Source organism: Aquimarina spinulae (genome assembly GCF_943373825.1).
Lineage (GTDB): Bacteria > Bacteroidota > Bacteroidia > Flavobacteriales > Flavobacteriaceae > Aquimarina > Aquimarina spinulae.
The window spans coordinates 946,347-962,189 of sequence record NZ_CALSBP010000001.1 but is presented as its reverse complement, the minus strand read 5'-3'; the positions used below and the strand labels follow the sequence as shown (position 1 = coordinate 962,189).

The window sequence follows — 15,843 nt, the reverse complement described above, 5'->3', positions numbered from 1 at the left end:
GCTCTGAAAAAATGAGGTTTTCCCGTATTACGAAATCAAGTATTATCATTACATTTATCACATTAATATAATGAGGTACATAAACATATCTATTTGGAGGGAAAATAATTTCGATATGTTTTAGTTTTAGAATTTTAGTGTACCGCTATTAATTCATTTAAATTTAGGGAAATGAAATTAAAATTTGCATTCAATATCGCTTTTTTATTAGTGTTTAGTATGTCTTTTGGTCAGGATTTTGAAAATGATCTGACTTCGGTAAAAACTATTGATAATCAAATTCAGGAAGAGCAATATAGTACTGATGAAATTGCTATGACAGATCGTTTGGTGATACATGCTCCTATAAAAATGAAGGATAAGGATTTTTATAGTAAAAAAGAGTGGCGAAAAATCAAAAAACAACTCAAAAAAAATAAAAGAAGAGCTTCTAATGCAAAACATAGTATTTATGCTTCAAAGGTTATGGATACTATATATATAGATATTCCTGCATATAATATAGGTAGTGGTCAATCTCGTTTATCGGGTTGGTAAACTATATAATTAGGTCTATAATATTCTGAAAAAAGCAACTTTTTCAATTACCTTATATCACTTTATTAACATATAGTTATTTCTATATAGTCTAAAATTTGACGTTTTTCACCATTTTGTGAAATAAAAAACAGGCTGATTTTCTTGAAAAAAGCATTATTTTCAAGAAAATCAGTTTTTTTATTCGGTTTTTCAAAATAGCTTTCATCCCTTATTACCACTTGATTAACTCTATATTTTATATTTTTCTTGTATAAAATATAAAATAAAATTTTCGGTTACTATTTAGAAAAAAATACGAGTAACCACAGTACTTCTCAGCACATTTTAGGGGAAAAATCCCTGTACTATATTGCGGTTTTTCCGTAGTCAAAATTGAATTAGTATAACTATCTTAGTAACTGAAGATCAGATATTTATTTAATATCCAGATTATAAAAATTAATCTTATATAAATAACTTCAATTTTATACTTATGATTACTAACCCCCCAAAATCTAAAAAAATGAAAATTGCTATGACTACAGTACTATTACTATGTATATCGTATTCATCGATAGGACAAAGTAACACAACTGATTTCAAACCTATTACTAATAACACGTTACAAAAACAAGCTTCCTCTTATACTACTAACTCGGTAGAGGCAAATAAAAATGTAGCTCAGCAATCAAAAAACACTACTATTTATAGTGAAAAGAAGTGGAAAAAAATAAGAAAACAAATTGAAAAGAATAAAAAAAGAGCTTCTAAATACAAAAGCAATGTTTATGCTTCAAAAAAAATAGACACTATATACTTAGACATTCCTTCTAATAGTGGGAAATCCCGCTTATCGGGATGGTAAAAAATAAAAAAAACCGCTCAATGAGCGGTTTTTTTATTTTCGAAATGCACTAAACTCTTTATTTTGTTTTTATTGTTTCATTGTTGCATTTTTAGATAGTAATCTACAGAATGTTTCCCCGAACCGTAGAACAAGAAAAATACACATAATAACAAAATTATACTAGCAATAACAAGGTTTGCCACATTCATCTCTCCCACAAAATTGATAAGAACTGCACCAATTAATAATGGAAGCTGTGCTGTAACCGACCATCGAGTAAGTAATCCAAAAGAAATAAGTAAACCTCCTATTAAATGTGCCGGAGCTACATAATGAATTATAATCATAGCACCCGCAAGGTTTTGAACAGGTTTAATAAGATCTACTAGAATCTGGCTATTACTAATAAAATTTATTCCTTTTATAAATAAGAAAACTCCTAATGCAATTCTTAACAAATCTAACGGATAATACGTATGTGCATTAGCCCATTTGTTTAATGATTTTATTGTTGGCATGACAAAATGAGTATTGATTAAACCACTATAAGATACTGATTATTAGAATAATAAAAAAATATGAAATGAATTCTTTTTTAAAAGAAACCTTTCACTGAAAACAGGGTAATTCTTTTTGATATAACACTATAGTTTCGCATAGAATATAACACATAATATTAACATAAAACATCTTAAAAGTATGACTACAATCAAAAAAATAGCAACGCTATCCATGGCATTAACTATTGTTTTTTTTACCTCTTGTGAGAAAGAAGAATTTCAAGTTGATTCGATTGAAAAACCTATATTAGAACCAACACCCATTGCTTTTGACAAACTAGAAAGTAAAACAAGATCAGTATCAACATTGGCACAAGCAAAATCAGAAACTATAATTACTTGGGCAGCTATTGATGGATATTATTATGAAAAAACAGGAAATACCATACATGGAAACCCCAATACTGGAGATACTGAAAAATATAATCTTCAACATGAAGGTATTAATTTCACATACATATCGAGTGTTTCTAGTGGTCGATATATTGCCTTACCAAATTCAGGAATCAATACCTTAAGAACTTCCTATGTATATAATTTTACAAAACAATCCTGGGTAGCCGACAAAAAGTTTAGATATTCAATACAAAAATCTGATGATGATTTTAGAATATATTATAGCAATATCGATGAAGATAGAATTAGATTTGGTTGGTATATTGGTTCATCATCAACATATGCTGATTATAGATATGACATTTTTGTAGATGGAGTAAAAATTAAAGAAAATCATACTTTTTCTGCTGCTGGACATTACTTTAGCATTAATTCTTTAAAAGAAAATACTACTTATTCTATAAAAATTGTAGCAAAAGATCAAGGTAATGACGCTAAATTAAAGATCAAGAACTTTTCTGTAAAAACCCCTAAAAAGATTTTAATATCTGATTTTGATTTTAAAGTAAGTAATATTACAAAACGTAGCGTAACCCTTTCTTGGACAATCCCAGACATTACCCATTCTTCGGCAGCAGTTGAAAAATTTTCATTATCTCTTGCATCCAATAGATTAGGCGCATTTTTAGGAAACACTGTTGGTGTAGATACAGAGGTGATTATTAATTTTACATTTAATGAGAGCGGAGAAATTACTGGATTTATTTCCCCAGAGACCGTTGGTCATGGCTCTTCTACTCCCGGTTATACTCAGGTTTTTTCTAAACCAATACCAAAATCAACACTATTAACTATGGATGTAACTGCTATAGTTCCTAGTAATAATCCGAACGAACCTTATTATACCGAATATAAGAGGGTTATAGCAGATCCGATTCAGCTATTACAATAGTAAATATGTAAACATATTCTATAATAAAAGTAAAAAAACCTCGAATTGTAAAAGATACAATTCGAGGTTTTTTAATAAAGAGTACAATTACACTCCCGACAAGAGTACTAAACTCAAAATCTAGTGACGAAGCTGAATTACATAACTCGAAGCACCACTATACAGCTCATTGAAACTATCTCTATATAATACTATCGCCTCGTATATCTAATGTTTCGATATGTACGAATAATAGTATTTTTAAATAACACAAAAGCTTCTGGTAAGATAGTTTTCTTAAGTATATAATGTGTTTGAAGCTTCAGTTCTTCTTCATATTTATAATAATACAAAACTGTTGCACATATACTAATTATAAACAATAATGCTCCTATAAAAGTTTGTCCCGGTGTTAAACTGTGATAAAAAAAACGACTAAGTCCCAGTCCGAACCAACTTCCGTAAAGTACAAAAAAGTGAACTATATAGATTGATAGTGTTCTCCCTCCTATTTTGGTTATCATCTGATTTGTAACATAGTTTTTCATCAAAATAAATACAGAAAAAAGGATACACACATTTCCCAATCTTATAAATAAGAAGTTGTTATAAGCTACTGATTTAAAAATACCAATATCTGTTATATTATAAATAACCATTAGTATAGCCGAAGAATAAAACACCAATAATACCCCTACGAATAAAAGTGCGATAATGGCATGAGGGTAAAACATTTTTTGTTTTCCGTATTTTAAAAACAGGCTGGCCATAAAACTACCAATACACACATATCCAAACCAGGGTAATAATGTAAAAATAGAACCATTTCTATTTGTAAAATAATTTGCAACTGTTTGTGGCAAAAACTCTAGTATACAACTACCATACATAGGCTGGAGAAGAAAAATAATCACTCCAATACCTAACACTACATTTTGAAACCAAGTTTCATTAATTCGACACAAAACAAGATATATTCCTATTAACAGCAACAATGATGTGCCTATACATTGTAATACATCTACATAGAAAAACGAAGGGTTCACTCTTCCTGTAAAAACTTCATAAAAGCTTACTCGCAATAAATACCCCCAAAAAATAACTTTAATAGCACGTTTTACGCCTTTCAAAACTCTTGGATTATCTATTCCTTTTGTGTTCTGTTTTAGTAGTAAATACGTAAAAATAAAGCCTGTTATCGTAAAAAATGTAGGAGCAGTCATACCCCTAAAATATTCCCAGATCGCGTATACAATATTATTTTTGTCCCTATATACATCTCCTAAAAGAGAATGTACAAAATGTCCTTGAAGCATCATAAGAATTGCAAATGCCCGAATTGCATCAAGAAAATGCAATCGACTAGTACGTTTAGTCATTATTGTGGTTTGGTTAGGTTGTTCCCGAAAAACGAGTTTTTGGGTTCTATTATTGCTTAAAAAAGCGCAAATCTAGGTAATTTTTATTGGTTTTTGCATTGATTTTAAGGCATTTACTCGTCTAATCTCTTAATATGCATAAGATTTCATATAAAGAAAGCTAGGTTTTGGCACCTTTATTGGTATTTTTTAACAAACAAAAACTATACTTTATGAAAACTGATACGTATACCAAGTCTATAATCACGATTATCGCTATCTGTCTTGTTATTATTGTAATAAGAGATATAGATATTTTTCCAAAAGCATATGCAAATAATACTCCCACAACAAACTATGGGTTACTCCCTATTAACGATGATGGGTCAATAACGGTTCGACTAAGCAATACTGATGAGATCGATGTAAATATTAAAAACATTGATACTTATGATAAGCTTAAAATAGATCTTAACAGTATCAGTACACAAGACGAATTGGATATTAATATTGATGAAATAGGCGGAAGTTATGTATCCAGCGGAGGCCCAATCAAGGTAAAACTAAAAAATTAGCCTCCAGAAATAAATAGTATATATCCTGGAGACATTTGTATTGAATGTTGGGCTAACTCAAGTATTGTAGGTTATTATATTCCTGTTGCTCCTTTCGAAAGATTATCCAAAGCTTTGGAAATGATTGTTAAGACATCCTCTTTACCTGTAATCTCATGACGAAGTTTTAAAAATTCGGGATCATTGTATGAAACATTAACAACACCATTATCATCTTGCCATATTAGAATCTTTTGAGGAAGATCTAATCCTGTAATTTGAGAATTCTGCATTAAAGGAGTTCCTAATTTAGGATTACCAAACATGATTACTCGTGTGGGGTTCAATTCTAGATCTACAGATGCAGCATTAGCTTTATGGTCTAATTGCGCTATAATCTTCAGGTTAGGATTATTGGTAATGATCTCGACTAATGTATTGTATGTATCTTCAAAGTTTTTAGAGCTTATTTTTGTGATTATGCCTTGTGCCTTGGTAACTTCCATCTCTTGTTGTGAATTCGTTTGTACATCTTTAGACGTGTTTTTTTGACTTTGATTACAAGATATCATCACTATCAAAAATAAAAACCCCAATACTTTATATGTTGCCATTACGTTTTTTTTAGATTACCTCTAATTGGTCGTAATCATCTATACTATAATTACAGATTATATTTTATACTTAAAATCCAGTAACGAGGTTGGATCACATAACTCGATGTACTGTTATATAATTCATTAAAATTGTCTTGATTGATACTTTTGGTATCAAGAATATTGGTTACCGACAGTTTATACTCCCATTTACTATTTGGCTTTTGATAAAACAGATCTGCATCCCAAAAACTATATTCATTTAGAGTCGTTTTTGTATTGCGATAATCATAATACCTATAAGACGATTTTATCAAAAACCCTTTGGCAAAAGACCAATCTAATCTCGCAAATGGTTGACTGGTATAAAATGTATTTTTGGCTCCATTATTATCATAATCATTAACCGTAAGACTATATCCTAAATCAAAATTAGGTCCTTTTTTAAAATTGGTTGACCACTCTGTACTATACACTTGTGTAAAACTTACGCTTTCACTTGGGAGCGTATTTACGATATTATTAAAACTCGACCAACTTATATTTGCTCTCAGGTTTCCTTTTATTTTTCCAAACGTGCGAGCAAAATTTCCGTTGGCAGAAAGTATTTGATCTTCCATATTAGAATTAATAGGTGTATCTACTCTATTTATTCCCGTAATCACACTAGTATTCTTAATAGGATTACGCCGATTGCTATACGATATCTGAGCAAAAATATTAGTGTAATTAAACATATTAAAATTGAAATAGTTTAATGAATAATTATCATATAATGAATTTTCCAGATTTCGGTTTCCCTGAAATAATGAATTATAATTATTAAACACATAACCAGCTGCCAAACGGTTAACATCTGTATATTCTGCTGTTATCGAATAATTAAATCGTAAGCTTTCACTTTGCCTTAATTGAGCTAAAACAAAAAGATCTGGTAACACCTGCCATTCATTCTGGGTTATTTCAGTTCCTAACTGTTGATCTTTTAAACCATAATTATGCACACTCACCCCTGGATTAAATGTAAAAATCCCCTTAATAAACTTATAATGCAAACCAGCATATAGATCACTAAAGCTATATTTTACATCGTTATTAAACTTATTAGCTTCAAAGTTATTTTGATTTCCATTATCTAAAATCTGAAAAATATTAGATTCAAAATTTTGATTGCTTAATGTACTTCCAAATGTAAAATTGAGGTTACTTTTCTTATTTAACACATAATAATAATCCAGTTTTGCATCTAGTTTATTTGTTTTCACTTCCTTTTGTTGATTAACACTATAGTTTTCAGATTCTTCTAATGGATCAAAAGTATCTGTATCAGGAAGCAAAGGATTATTTATTTGTGTAAAAACTCCCCTAAAAGGAATTTCTGATCGTATTGCATTATAAAAAGGATCTTCATTTTGAAATAGATGTTGTGCTTCTAATGAAAATATATGCTTTGTACCTAATGTATAGTACGCATTCATATTTTGCTGGATCGAAAATGTAGTATTTTCAAGTTTCTCATTTATATCTTCAGAAATCGTTGATCTTATAGATCGAAAAGCACCATCTTCCTTTTGCCTGGAAAGTTTTCCAAAGATATCATAATCCATTCTAAAACTGCTGTTAGGTCTATAACTTGCACTTAATTTTAATAAACCCAACTTACTTCGTTGCCAGGTGTTATCAATAGTTTCTTCTACCGTGTTATCTGTAGGATCCGTAGTATCATCAATATATACTCTCTGTGTGTTAGTGATCAAATCTACTCTGGTATCACTTGCGATTCCATATCCACTAAGATCCAGTTTTTTATTGGCTGTAAGACTAAAGTTTGCCGCACCAAATTTGGTATCAACTTCATTAGCTCTATTATTTTGTAATGTCGCAAAAGCAAGATCATCTGTAGAAATGTTAAAAGATGTACCACCACGACCTAAATTTCTAAAACCTCCTGTGAAATTAAAATAATCCCTCATCGTAAAAGGAACCTCGCCAATATCATTAATATCTGTAAGCACATTAATACTGTACTTTGGACTATAATAAAACAGTTTAGGTTTTATGATATAACGCTCTGTCTCTCCTACTCCAGAACCTGCAGTTATATCACCGAACCAGAAGTTCTTTTTGCCTTCTTTTAATTTGATATTAATGGCTATCTGATCTTGCGAATTACGCAGCCCGCGCATTTGTCCTACATCTTCATAATTGCGTAACACCTCAACCTTATCCAATGCATCAGCAGGGATATTTTCTGTTGCCAGTTTAGAATCTCCGTCAAAAAAGTCTTTCCCCTCTACCATTACCTTAGAAACAGTTTTACCTTCGACTTCAATTTCTCCATTTTCATTAACCTCGACTCCTGGTAGTTTTTCTAACACATCTCCTAATTTCTTTTCTGTACCATTCACAAAAGAATCGGTATTATACACCAAAGTATCACCTTTTACTACTACTGGCATCTCATAAACGATTTCTACTTCGTCCAGGCTATTTTCTTTGGATTTCATTTCAAAATCTGAAATTACATCTTTGGTAGTTACTGTAATTGATTTTGTTTCTGCGGTAAGACCGATAAAACTCACTTTTAGCAGATACGTTTCATTATTAGGGACTGAAATTTTGTACCTACCCTGATCATTCGTAATTCCGTAGCTGGTCATGGCATTATCCAACTTCTTATACGCAATTACATTAGCCATTGCAATAGGATCTCCTAATGAATCTTTAACAAAACCAGTAATTTGTACTTTTTGGGCAGTAGATGCCAAGGATATCCCTATAAGGAATACCAATAGTCCTAATTTTTTATGCATTTTATAATGATTTTATCTATTTCTATAACCAGAGTTATAGAAACAGTAACTCTTGATGAAGAGTAGAGTTACTGTTATCTAATTAGTATTGTGTTGGGTTAGAATATAAATTTATCCTCCGATTCGTATTTCGAAATCTCCACTACCTCTTCGTGTATTCATTCTATCTCTCATTTCTTTCATTTTCTTTTCCATTATTTTTTCAAATTTTTCTTCTGTAACAACCTTACCTTTTGTCGGTTCTTTGATATCAATTTTCTTTTTTGAATTCAATACCAATTTAGTACTTAGTATACTTTGATCCCCATTATTGATTTCTAATATCAAACCAGGAAGCCCCCAATAACTTCCGGGCCCATTAGAGATTGGTATCTCTGGTGTATACCAGGCCGTAATTGTAATTTCTTCTTCTTCAGGCTCTGTCATTTCTTCTTCACTATCAGCACTAATTGTCATACTTTGCATGCGCTGCCCCATTCGTTTTGCCGTTGCTTTATAACATGTATAATTCCCTATTTTTTTTGTTTCATCTTCGAGCTTCCAATTCAATTTTTCCAGGTTATCTTTGACCAGAAATAGCTTACCCATCATATCTTGTTTCCTGGCAAAGCGTTTTTCTTTAATGTTTTTATACAAAATATTAGATGCTCCGGATCCTGCAATTACAATCTGAACCCCAGAGGCTGGTTGTGGCCCTCCTAAACTTTCTTCTTCTTTATATATCGATTCTGAAGTATTAAAATTTAATACATACTCTTTTTGAAATTGCTTTTTCAACATCTCCTGAAGTTGTTTTTGCATATCAGCATTCATTTTAGAGTCTTCCATATTAAGATCCACTTTTCTATTGGTCTTATATGTTACAACACCCTGAAAATCCTGAGCAAACAAGCTTTCAACCATAAATAGTGCTATCAATATTATAATTCGTACCATGATTAGATTTTTTTGATTAATACGTTACAAATATGAAAACTGAATCCTAACCAGAAGGTTAACCAGTGTTAACGTGTGTTAACCGATTGGTTTTATATAAGATAAGAACCTTACTTTTGAAGTATGCAAAAGAATCGTTATAAGAGCATATTGTATTTTATTTCAGCCGTTATTCTGGTTACCCTAGTGATTCAGATATACTGGAATTTCAAAAATTATCAGATTTCCAAACAACAATTGGTTAATGAAGTACAGATTAGTTTAGACAATGCTGTTGACCAGTATTACGAAGAATTAGCGAAAAACCAAACCTTTGGCTTTATAACCAATCCAAAAAACTCAAACTATTTCTCGAGTAAACAATTAGATAAAATTTTAAAACAAATTGATTCTACAAAAAAGCATTTCAGTAAATCTGATCTATCAGATTCTATCAGAACTTCAGAAATATCCTTCTATAGAAATAAAAACATTGATTCTACAAAACAGTTTATAAAGGTTTTACAAATATCTGACTCTATTAAGACTATGCTAAATATATCAGAGCATGATTCCATTACCGTTTCTACTAATAAAAATCCATTTGAAACCTTGACTTCTAAAATTGTTATTTCTATAAGTCAGGATGAAGTGAATCTTAATAAAATAGATAGCTTATTAAAGGTTGAACTCGTTCGAAAAAAAGTTTCTGCTGATTATACTTTAAAATATACCAATCAGTTAGAGCAATTACACAATAATAGATGTGATACTTTAACAGTCGATAAAAACCAATTATACACTCAATCTAAATCTTCGTATTTACCTCCAAATAGTTCTCTAAAACTTTTTTTCACCAATACCACAATCGCTATTCTGAAGAAAAACCTGCTTGGTATACTTTTGTCTTTTATATTAATGACTGCGGTAATTGGTTGCTTATTGTATCTACTTCAAATCATTAATCATCAAAAACACCTGGCCGCGCTTAAAAACGATTTAATAAGTAATATCACACACGAATTTAAAACTCCTATTGCCACCATAAGTGCTGCTCTGGAAGGTATTCAAAATTTCAACCAGGAAAACGATCAGAAAAAGACAAAAAAGTATATCGAAATGTCTTCGGGTCAATTAAACAAACTTAATACCATGGTCGAAAAAATCCTGGAAACAGCTACACTAGACAGCGATGAATTGCAATTAAATCTGGAAGAAACGAATTTAATAAAATTGATTCATACTATTGCAGAAAAGCATAAGGTAAATTCACCCGAAAAAAATATAACCTTTACCAATTCTCATGAGAATATTTGGAGAAAAATAGATGTATTTCACTTTGAAAATGCCATAAATAATATTGTTGATAATGCAATTAAATATGGAGGAAACACAGTGGGTATTAGTATTATAAATACAGATCCACATATCATCATAGAAATTAAAGATAATGGAACAGGATTAACTAAAGCCCATAAAGAGAAAATATTCGAAAAATTCTATCGTGTACCCAAAGGAAATACACACGACGTTAAAGGTTTTGGCATCGGTCTTTTTTATACCAAAACCATTATTGAAAAACATAAAGGAACCATACAATTATCATTAGATCAAGGGTTAACCAATTTCAAAATTACTTTACCTAATGGCTGAGACAATCGAAATACTACTTGCAGAAGATGAACCTTCTCTAGGTCAAATCATTAAAGAGAGTCTGGAAACCAGAAGTTTTAAAGTACACCTGGCCAAAAATGGAGAAGAAGCCTATGATATATACAAATCTGTACAGCCCAAACTCCTTGTTCTGGATGTTATGATGCCTAAAAAAGATGGTTTTACGCTCGCCAAAGAAATTCGACAAGAAGATAGCACCATTCCTATCATATTTCTTACAGCTAAGTCTCAAACACAAGATGTGGTAGAAGGATTTACAATTGGTGGTAATGATTACCTAAAAAAACCTTTTAGTATGGAAGAATTGATCGTAAGAATCAATAATTTACTGCATCGCATTACTTTACAACAGAGTGCAGAAATTATTAGCATTGGGGCCTATACTTTCGATTTCCCTAAGCAATTACTTACCTACAAAGAAGAAACATCGCAACTTACACATAGAGAAGCCCACCTGCTGTTTCACCTTATCAAAAACAAAAATCAAGTACTGGATCGTTCTATGATTCTTAAAAAGCTTTGGGGTGATGATGATTTCTTTAGTGGTAGAAGTATGGATGTATTTATCACTAAACTTCGCAAAAAACTAAAACAAGACGAATCTATTCAAATTATTAATGTAAGAGGATATGGATATAAACTAGTATGCTAAAATCAATTTTTGTACGTTACTTATATTGATTAAGCAAGCACTTAAGTTTTTAAAATATGCATCTTACAGAAATTCTTTTCTATCCTTTTTATGTTACTCATAAAATCCACTATATTTACGCCCACACTTTAACGCACATTTTTACAAAACCCCTCAAGAAAAACAATCAACTATGCATATAGCAATAGCTGGAAATATCGGAGCCGGAAAAACTACATTGACCCGATTACTTGCTAAACATTACAAATGGGAAGCTCATTTTGAAGATGTATTAGAGAACCCTTATCTAGAGGATTTTTACAATAAGATGGAGCGTTGGTCTTTTAATCTTCAGATTTATTTCCTTAATAGCCGTTTTAGACAAATATTAGATATTCGTGAAAGCGGAAAAGATATTATCCAGGATAGAACGATCTATGAGGATGCATACATTTTTGCTCCAAACTTACATGCAATGGGGCTTATGACCAATCGTGATTTTGAAAACTACAGATCACTTTTTGACCTTATGGAAAATGTAGTAGAAGGGCCTGATTTACTAATTTATCTTAGAAGTAGTATTCCTAACCTGGTAAATCAGATTCATAAACGTGGGCGTGAATATGAAAATACAATTAGTATTGATTATTTAAGCAGGCTTAATGAACGATATGAAGCCTGGGCGCATGATTATGATAAAGGCAACCTTCTTATTGTAGATGTAGACAACATCAATTTTGTAGATAACCCAGAGGATTTGGGCAATATTATAAATCGTATTGATGCTGAGTTAAACGGGTTGTTTTAATTTTTTGGATCAAGATGGATTTTAATACACTCTTTCTGTTTTTACAAGATTTGCAGGCCAATAATCATAAAGAATGGATGGATGCTAATAGAAAACAGTATCAAACTATTCGTAATTCATTTATACAATGGCTAGATGAATTGGATGGGAAATTGGCAGCAATAGATCCAAATTACTATCCTACTTCAGGTAAAAAAGGTATTAACCGTATTAATAACAATTTACTTTTTCACCCAAATAAACCGGTTTATAAAGATCATTTTGCAGCAGGACTGGATCAACGTACCAAACAAGGTGATTTTTATATCCAAATTGGGATTAACGAATGTGAGTTAGCTGGCGGTTACTGGAGACCAGAAAACAAAATGCTTGCCAGTATTCGAGAAGCAATTGACTATAATGGTGAAGAACTGGTGAAAATTTTAAACAAAAAAAGCTTTAAACAGACCTTTGGAGGGATGTATTTAGATAAGGACAAACTAAAAACTACTCCCAAAGGATACGCTTCTGATCATGAATATATTGATTTACTACGTCATAGAACATTTGCCGTTATTCATCCTCTAAACCAAGAAGAGATACTGAAAGATGATTTTATGGATAAGGTGATTGCTGTATATAAAGAAATGCTTCCGTTTAGACGATATTTTAATCAGGCCGTTACTGTATAATTAAAAGTGAAAATCAACGGTTTTTTGTTGTTTTTCAGCTTTTTTATTTTAATTAATTTTCTTAATTAAATATGCCATAATCATTGCTGTAGCCCCAGTATTACTATTGATAAAGTGACCAGAAATCATTCCTGTTTTTTCTCTAAACTTTTTATCCTCAACAAGTTTATGTAGTACCTGGTTAAATTCATCAGCACTTGAAACCGAAAATAGCCCAGCCAATTTTTGAAGCTGCTTGGCCTCTCTAAATTTTTCAAAATTTTTACCGATAACAATAGGGATTCCGAAAGTTGCCGGTTCTAAAATATTATGTAACCCTCCTGTTCCCATAGCTCCGCCAACATATGCTATATCTGCATAACTATATACCCGAGATAAGTATCCGATAGTATTCATTATAAATACCTGCTGATCTTTCAGCACTATCCCTTCTTTTTCAGAATATAAAATGGTTTTCTTTTTAATCTTTTGTTTTAATGTATTTGTGCTATTATCTTTTATTTCGTGAGGAGCAATAATAAAACAAACCTTATCCGAAGCTTCGTTTATATAATCTATAAAAACATCTTCGTCTTCTGGCCATGAGCTTCCCATTACTATACAAAGTCGCTCATTAATAAATTCTGAAATAAAATCAACATGGTTATCCATTTCTATTTGGTGTGACACACGATCAAAACGTGTATCTCCACTCGATGTAACGTTGGTAAAACCTTGTTTTTCTATTAATGTTTGTGATATTTTATCCTGAACAAAAAAATGATCTACGGTCTGTAAAGTTTTTCTCATAAAACCACCATACCATTTAAAAAATGCCTGATCTTCTCTAAATGTAACAGATATAAATACTGCTGGAACATTTTTGTTTTGTAATACTTTTAGGTAATTAGGCCAAAACTCATATTTTACAAAGACAGCAAGTTCGGGTTTTACCAATTGAATAAATCGAATAGCATTTGCATTGGTATCCATAGGTAGATATACAATAATATCAGCCAGTGTACTATTTTTTTTAGCTTCGTAACCAGAAGGGGAAAAAAAAGTAACTAATACTTTATGATCCGAATATTTTTTCTTTAACTCCTCTATTACAGGAACACCTTGCTCATATTCTCCCAAAGACGCACAATGAAACCAAAGAATACGATCTTGAGAAGGGAAATGCTGCTCAAGAGTTTCGAAAACTGTTTTCCTTCCATTAGCAAACAATTTAAGTTTAGGACTTAATAGCCCTACTATAGGAAGTATACTATTAAATATTGCAATAAAGATGTTATATAAAATGCCCAAAAATGATAATTTTTATGAATTGCTAAAATACATTTCTTTTATCTAAAATTACATTGGCAATAGTATCAATATTTTGTACTTTCGTGAGGTTACAATAAAACATTTATGAAGAAGATACAAATGGTTGACCTTAAGGGTCAATATGAACAAATCAAAGAACGCATAGATTCATCTGTTCTGGATGTTGTGCAATCTACAGCTTTTATTAATGGCCCCGAAGTACATAGTTTTCAAAAAGAACTAGAGGATTATCTTGGTGTAAAACATGTTATTCCTTGTGCAAATGGCACCGATGCATTACAGATTGCCATGATGGGACTAGGTCTACAACCTGGTGATGAAGTAATAACGGCAGATTTTACTTTTGCTGCTACAGTAGAAGTAATTGCCTTACTACAGCTTACTCCTGTACTAGTAGATGTAGAGCCAGATTCTTTTAATATTGATCCCGAAGCTATAAAAAAAGCAATTACTCCTAAGACAAAAGCTATTGTACCTGTACATCTATTTGGGCAGTCCGCCAATATGGATGCCATTATGGCTATTGCCAAAGAGCATGATTTATATGTAATCGAAGATAATGCCCAAGGTATTGGAGGAAGTTACCATTCTAAAGATGGAAACACTTCAAAATCAGGAACGATCGGCCATGTAGCTTCTACTTCTTTTTTCCCTTCCAAAAATTTAGGATGTTATGGAGATGGAGGTGCTATCTTTACTAATGATGATGATTTGGCACATATCATAAGAGGAATTGTAAACCACGGAATGTATACGAGATATCATCATGATGTTGTAGGTGTAAATTCTCGTCTGGATTCTATACAGGCAGCAGTGCTAAGAATAAAACTTCCTAACTTGGATCGCTATAATGATGCCCGACGAGAGGCAGCAAAAAAATATACGACAGCTTTTGCCGATCAGGAACATATTATTACTCCTGCTATAATTGATAAAGAAGACACACATGTGTTTCATCAATATACGCTTAGAGTGATCGATGTAGATCGCGATGCTTTGGTTAAACATCTAAATGATAATGGAATTCCTTGTGGTGTTTATTACCCTATCCCTCTGCACAGTCAAAAAGCATATCAGGATAAACGCTATAATGAAGCCGATTTCCCTATAACCAATCAGTTGGTAAAAGAAGTAATTTCTTTACCAATGCATACAGAATTAGATGATGAACAAATTGATTTTATCACTAGTACTGTTATCGATTTTGTAGGCAAATCTGTCACAATCTAAAATATTTAAAAAACTAAAAAAATTAGATAAAGTCGAAAAACATTGAAGAAGAATTTCTTTGATGTTTTTCGACTTTGTTTGAAATGAAA

The 15,843-nt window shown here is 31.5% G+C and carries 15 protein-coding genes; 9 read left to right on the top strand and 6 right to left on the bottom strand.

Translation table 11 applies throughout. The features are described from left to right. The first annotated feature begins 171 nt into the window (after window positions 1-171). The gene (locus NNH57_RS04255; protein WP_108808315.1) at window positions 172-537 is read left to right on the top strand and encodes a hypothetical protein; all 366 of its coding nucleotides are present in this window, start codon (window positions 172-174) and stop codon (window positions 535-537) included. A 505-nt stretch (window positions 538-1,042) separates the two neighbouring features. Then, window positions 1,043-1,384 (top strand): hypothetical protein, encoded by a 342-nt coding sequence (locus NNH57_RS04250; protein ID WP_132065762.1) that lies wholly within the window; start codon window positions 1,043-1,045, stop codon window positions 1,382-1,384. A 77-nt stretch (window positions 1,385-1,461) separates the two neighbouring features. Here NNH57_RS04250 and NNH57_RS04245 read toward each other — a convergent pair whose 3' ends face one another. Further along, window positions 1,462-1,884, bottom strand: coding sequence for a DoxX family protein (locus NNH57_RS04245; protein ID WP_074408526.1), 423 nt, complete (start codon window positions 1,882-1,884; stop codon window positions 1,462-1,464). 181 nt (window positions 1,885-2,065) lie between these two features. On the opposite strand from NNH57_RS04245, the gene NNH57_RS04240 reads away from it, so the two are divergent. Beyond that, window positions 2,066-3,214 (top strand): hypothetical protein, encoded by a 1,149-nt coding sequence (locus NNH57_RS04240; RefSeq protein ID WP_074408527.1) that lies wholly within the window; start codon window positions 2,066-2,068, stop codon window positions 3,212-3,214. A gap of 191 nt (window positions 3,215-3,405) precedes the next feature. Here the strand turns inward: NNH57_RS04240 and NNH57_RS04235 are convergent, their stop codons facing one another. Further along, window positions 3,406-4,572, bottom strand: a complete 1,167-nt coding sequence (locus NNH57_RS04235; protein WP_108808314.1) for a heparan-alpha-glucosaminide N-acetyltransferase domain-containing protein — start codon at window positions 4,570-4,572, stop codon at window positions 3,406-3,408. A 212-nt stretch (window positions 4,573-4,784) separates the two neighbouring features. On the opposite strand from NNH57_RS04235, the gene NNH57_RS04230 reads away from it, so the two are divergent. Continuing rightward, window positions 4,785-5,126, top strand: a complete 342-nt coding sequence (locus NNH57_RS04230; RefSeq protein WP_074408529.1) for a hypothetical protein — start codon at window positions 4,785-4,787, stop codon at window positions 5,124-5,126. 74 nt (window positions 5,127-5,200) lie between these two features. Here the strand turns inward: NNH57_RS04230 and NNH57_RS04225 are convergent, their stop codons facing one another. The 3 genes from NNH57_RS04225 to NNH57_RS04215 form a co-directional block, all read right to left on the bottom strand. Next, on the bottom strand, window positions 5,201-5,719 hold the full coding sequence (locus NNH57_RS04225; RefSeq protein ID WP_074408530.1) for a DUF302 domain-containing protein: 519 nt from the start codon (window positions 5,717-5,719) through the stop codon (window positions 5,201-5,203). A gap of 50 nt (window positions 5,720-5,769) precedes the next feature. Beyond that, window positions 5,770-8,514, bottom strand: a complete 2,745-nt coding sequence (locus tag NNH57_RS04220; RefSeq protein ID WP_108808313.1) for a carboxypeptidase-like regulatory domain-containing protein — start codon at window positions 8,512-8,514, stop codon at window positions 5,770-5,772. Window positions 8,515-8,625: 111 nt separating this feature from the next. Further along, entirely contained in the window at window positions 8,626-9,450 is an 825-nt protein-coding gene (locus NNH57_RS04215) for a GLPGLI family protein (protein ID WP_108808312.1), read from the bottom strand. Between the two features lie 123 nt (window positions 9,451-9,573). Here NNH57_RS04215 and NNH57_RS04210 point away from each other — a divergent pair, with 123 nt between their 5' ends. The 4 genes from NNH57_RS04210 to NNH57_RS04195 all read left to right on the top strand — a co-directional run bounded on the left by NNH57_RS04210 (window position 9,574) and on the right by NNH57_RS04195 (window position 13,213). Further along, a complete protein-coding gene (locus tag NNH57_RS04210) occupies window positions 9,574-11,082 on the top strand; it encodes a sensor histidine kinase (protein ID WP_074408533.1) in 1,509 nt (502 codons plus the stop codon). Next, complete coding sequence (locus NNH57_RS04205; protein WP_074408534.1) at window positions 11,075-11,755, top strand: response regulator transcription factor; 681 nt, start codon at window positions 11,075-11,077, stop codon at window positions 11,753-11,755. Before NNH57_RS04210 ends, NNH57_RS04205 begins: the two co-directional genes overlap by 8 nt. Before the next feature lie 172 nt (window positions 11,756-11,927). Then, entirely contained in the window at window positions 11,928-12,542 is a 615-nt protein-coding gene (locus tag NNH57_RS04200; RefSeq protein ID WP_024770627.1) for a deoxynucleoside kinase, read from the top strand. A 14-nt stretch (window positions 12,543-12,556) separates the two neighbouring features. Further along, complete coding sequence (locus NNH57_RS04195) at window positions 12,557-13,213, top strand: DUF2461 domain-containing protein (protein ID WP_074408535.1); 657 nt, start codon at window positions 12,557-12,559, stop codon at window positions 13,211-13,213. A 48-nt stretch (window positions 13,214-13,261) separates the two neighbouring features. Here NNH57_RS04195 and NNH57_RS04190 read toward each other — a convergent pair whose 3' ends face one another. Beyond that, entirely contained in the window at window positions 13,262-14,503 is a 1,242-nt protein-coding gene (locus tag NNH57_RS04190; RefSeq protein ID WP_108808310.1) for a 3-deoxy-D-manno-octulosonic acid transferase, read from the bottom strand. A 105-nt stretch (window positions 14,504-14,608) separates the two neighbouring features. Between NNH57_RS04190 and NNH57_RS04185 the strand changes: the two genes are divergently transcribed. After that, window positions 14,609-15,754: a DegT/DnrJ/EryC1/StrS family aminotransferase gene (locus NNH57_RS04185; protein WP_074408537.1), complete on the top strand. Its 1,146-nt coding sequence runs from the start codon at window positions 14,609-14,611 to the stop codon at window positions 15,752-15,754. The last annotated feature ends 89 nt before the right edge of the window (window positions 15,755-15,843 follow it).

What these genes read in the sequence shown, in the direction of transcription:
- NNH57_RS04240 (WP_074408527.1), top strand. Translation starts at nt 2,066, where the DNA reads ATGACTACAATCAAAAAAATAGCAACGCTATCCATGGCATTAACTATT.
- NNH57_RS04250 (WP_132065762.1), top strand. Translation starts at nt 1,043, where the DNA reads ATGAAAATTGCTATGACTACAGTACTATTACTATGTATATCGTATTCA.
- NNH57_RS04195 (WP_074408535.1), top strand. Translation starts at nt 12,557, where the DNA reads ATGGATTTTAATACACTCTTTCTGTTTTTACAAGATTTGCAGGCCAAT.
- NNH57_RS04225 (WP_074408530.1), bottom strand. Translation starts at nt 5,719, where the DNA reads ATGGCAACATATAAAGTATTGGGGTTTTTATTTTTGATAGTGATGATA.
- NNH57_RS04185 (WP_074408537.1), top strand. Translation starts at nt 14,609, where the DNA reads ATGAAGAAGATACAAATGGTTGACCTTAAGGGTCAATATGAACAAATC.
- NNH57_RS04215 (WP_108808312.1), bottom strand. Translation starts at nt 9,450, where the DNA reads ATGGTACGAATTATAATATTGATAGCACTATTTATGGTTGAAAGCTTG.
- NNH57_RS04220 (WP_108808313.1), bottom strand. Translation starts at nt 8,514, where the DNA reads ATGCATAAAAAATTAGGACTATTGGTATTCCTTATAGGGATATCCTTG.
- NNH57_RS04230 (WP_074408529.1), top strand. Translation starts at nt 4,785, where the DNA reads ATGAAAACTGATACGTATACCAAGTCTATAATCACGATTATCGCTATC.
- NNH57_RS04205 (WP_074408534.1), top strand. Translation starts at nt 11,075, where the DNA reads ATGGCTGAGACAATCGAAATACTACTTGCAGAAGATGAACCTTCTCTA.
- NNH57_RS04245 (WP_074408526.1), bottom strand. Translation starts at nt 1,884, where the DNA reads ATGCCAACAATAAAATCATTAAACAAATGGGCTAATGCACATACGTAT.
- NNH57_RS04235 (WP_108808314.1), bottom strand. Translation starts at nt 4,572, where the DNA reads ATGACTAAACGTACTAGTCGATTGCATTTTCTTGATGCAATTCGGGCA.
- NNH57_RS04255 (WP_108808315.1), top strand. Translation starts at nt 172, where the DNA reads ATGAAATTAAAATTTGCATTCAATATCGCTTTTTTATTAGTGTTTAGT.
- NNH57_RS04200 (WP_024770627.1), top strand. Translation starts at nt 11,928, where the DNA reads ATGCATATAGCAATAGCTGGAAATATCGGAGCCGGAAAAACTACATTG.
- NNH57_RS04210 (WP_074408533.1), top strand. Translation starts at nt 9,574, where the DNA reads ATGCAAAAGAATCGTTATAAGAGCATATTGTATTTTATTTCAGCCGTT.